The organism is Actinophytocola sp. (assembly GCF_036402745.1).
Classification (GTDB): Bacteria; Actinomycetota; Actinomycetes; order Mycobacteriales; family Pseudonocardiaceae; genus Actinophytocola.
Map to the genome: position 1 here is coordinate 1 of NZ_DASWSJ010000059.1, position 2,630 is coordinate 2,630.

Consider the following 2,630-nt stretch of genomic DNA (forward strand, 5'->3'; position numbering starts at 1 on the left):
TCGCGGGGTCGGCCGCGTCGAGCGCGGCCCACGAGGTGTCCGGACCACCTGCCGGCTGGGACTTGGTGGCCGTCTGCCAGTAGCTGTCGTGGTCGAACGGATAGGTGGGCAGGTCGACCCGGCGCGCGCCGGTCCCGGCGAAGCAGCCGGACCAGTCCACGGGCACGCCACGCACGTACGCCTCGGCGAGCGAGGTGTGGACACGCTCGAGCGAGTCCTTGCCGCGCCGCAGGGTGCCGGTGACGACAACGGGATCTCCGGTCTCCTCGGCGATCTCCTGCACGGCGAGGTTCAGCACGGGGTGCGGGCTGATCTCGAGGAACGCCCGGTGGTCGGTGTCGAGCAGGGCGCTGATGGCGGTCTGGAACCGGACCTGTTCACGGAGGTTCCGGAACCAGTAGTCGGCGTCCATGGTGGACGTGTCGATCGGTTCGCCGGTGAGCGTGGAGTAGAATGGGACCGCCGCGGCGCGCGGCGCGATCCCGGCCAGGCTGCCTGCGAGATCCTCGCGAAGCAGCTCGACATGAGCCGAGTGCGACGCGTAGTCGACCTGGATTCGGCGAGCCCGCACGTGCTCGGCGGCCAGCCGGGCGAGCAGGTCGTCCAAGGCCGCGGGATCGCCGGACACGACCGTCGACCGGGGCGAGTTCACCGCGGCGATCGAGACCTCGGCGCCGAGGAGCGGTTCGACCTCGGCGGCGGGCAACGCCACCGACACCATCCCACCCGCGCCGGCCAGCCGCGCCCCGATCGCCCTGGACCGCAACGCGACCACCCGGGCGCCATCGGCCAGCGACAACGCCCCGGACACCACCGCCGCCGCGATCTCTCCCTGCGAGTGCCCGACCACCGCGTCCGCGGTCACGCCGAAGGACTCCCAGACGGCCGCGAGCGACACCATCACCGCCCACGACACCGGCTGCACCACGTCGACGCGATCCAGCTCACGCCCGGCACGCACCACCTCGAGCGGCGACCAGTCCACACAGGACGCCAAGGCCGCCGCGCACTCGGCCATCCGCTCCGCGAACAACGGCGACTCGGCCAGGAGGCGGGCCCCCATGCCGGCCCACTGCGCCCCCTGCCCGGGGAACACGAACACCGTCCGGCCCGACACGTCGGCCGTGCCCTCGACCACCGACCCGGCCAGGCGGTTCTCGGCCAGCGCGGCCAGGCCGGCGCGGTGCTCGCCGAGCACGACCGCCCGGTGCTCCAGCAGCGACCGGCTGGTGAGCAAGGAGAAGCCGACGTCCACCGGGTCCGCGCCGACCTCGGCCAGGTTGCCGGCGAGCGCGCGCAGCGCGGCCGGGGTGCGGGCGGAGAGGACCCACGGCACTGTGTTGGATTGGCTCGCTCCGCTCGCCGGCGAGTGGGCCTGTTCCCGGTGTCTTCCCTCCTGCGCGCGGAGATCCCGGGCTCGTTCCTCGCGCGGGCTCTCCGTGCTCGTCAGTCCAGACACCGGCGGCCCACCCGCGGCCGGGCCGCTGCCGGTGTCCGGCATCGGCGCGGGCGCCTCCTCCAGGAGCACGTGGGCGTTGGTGCCGCTGATGCCGAACGACGACACCGCGCACCGGCGCGGCCGGTCGCCGGCCGGCCAGTCGACCGGGCTGGTGAGCAGGCGGACGGTGCCGGCGCTCCAGTCGACGTGGGTCGACGGTGCCTCGGCGTGCAGGGTGGGCGGCAGCGTGCCGTTCCGCAGGGCCTGCACCATCTTGATGACGCTGGCCACCCCGGCGGCCGACTGGCTGTGGCCGATGTTGGACTTGACCGAACCGAGCCACAGCGGGGCGGCCGGGTCGCGGTCGGCGCCGTAGACGGCCTGCAGAGCGCCTGCCTCGATCGGGTCGCCGAGCGCGGTCCCGGTGCCGTGCGCCTCCACTGCGTCCACATCGGACGGTCGCAGGCGGGCGTTGGCGAGCGCCTGCCGGATCAACCGCTGCTGGGACCGGCCGTTCGGCGCGGAGAGCCCGTTGGAGGCGCCGTCGGAGTTGATGGCCGACCCGCGCAGCACGGCGAGCACCGGATGCCCGAGGCGCTGGGCGTCGGAGAGCCGTTCGAGGACGAGGAGCCCGACGCCCTCGGCGAGTGCCATGCCGTCCGCCGCGTCGGAGAACGCCTTGGACCGGCCGTCCGCGGCGAGCGCCCGCTGCCGGCTGAACGCGATGAACCCCGCCGGGGTCGCCATGACCGTGACACCGCCGGCCAGGGCGAGCGTCGTCTCGCCGGTGCGCAGCGACTGCGCCGCCTGGTGCAGCGCGACGAGCGAGGACGAGCACGCCGTGTCGACCGTGACCGCGGGCCCTTCCAGGCCGAACACGTACGCCAGGCGTCCGGACAGGATGCTCGGGATGGTTCCGGTGACGGCGTGCCCCTCGCCGCTGTCGCCGGTCACCGCGTAGTCGCCCGCGCTGCCGCCGATGAACGCCCCGGTGAGGCTGCCGCGCAGGTCGGCCGGGTCGATGCCGGCCCGCTCGAACGCCTCCCACGCCGTCTCCAGCAGCAGCCGCTGCTGCGGGTCCATGGCGAGCGCCTCACGTGGTGAGATCCCGAAGAAGCCCGGGTCGAACCGGTCGGCGTCGTGGAGGAACCCGCCCTGGTCACAGTAGGTGGTGCCGAACCGGTCGGGGTCG

Annotated in this window: 1 protein-coding gene; it reads right to left on the bottom strand. The window is 74.1% G+C overall.

Going from position 1 to position 2,630, the window contains the following annotated elements:
- The coding region (locus tag VGD70_RS06120; protein ID WP_331078987.1) for a type I polyketide synthase at nt 1-2,630 on the bottom strand (2,630 nt) is incomplete at both ends.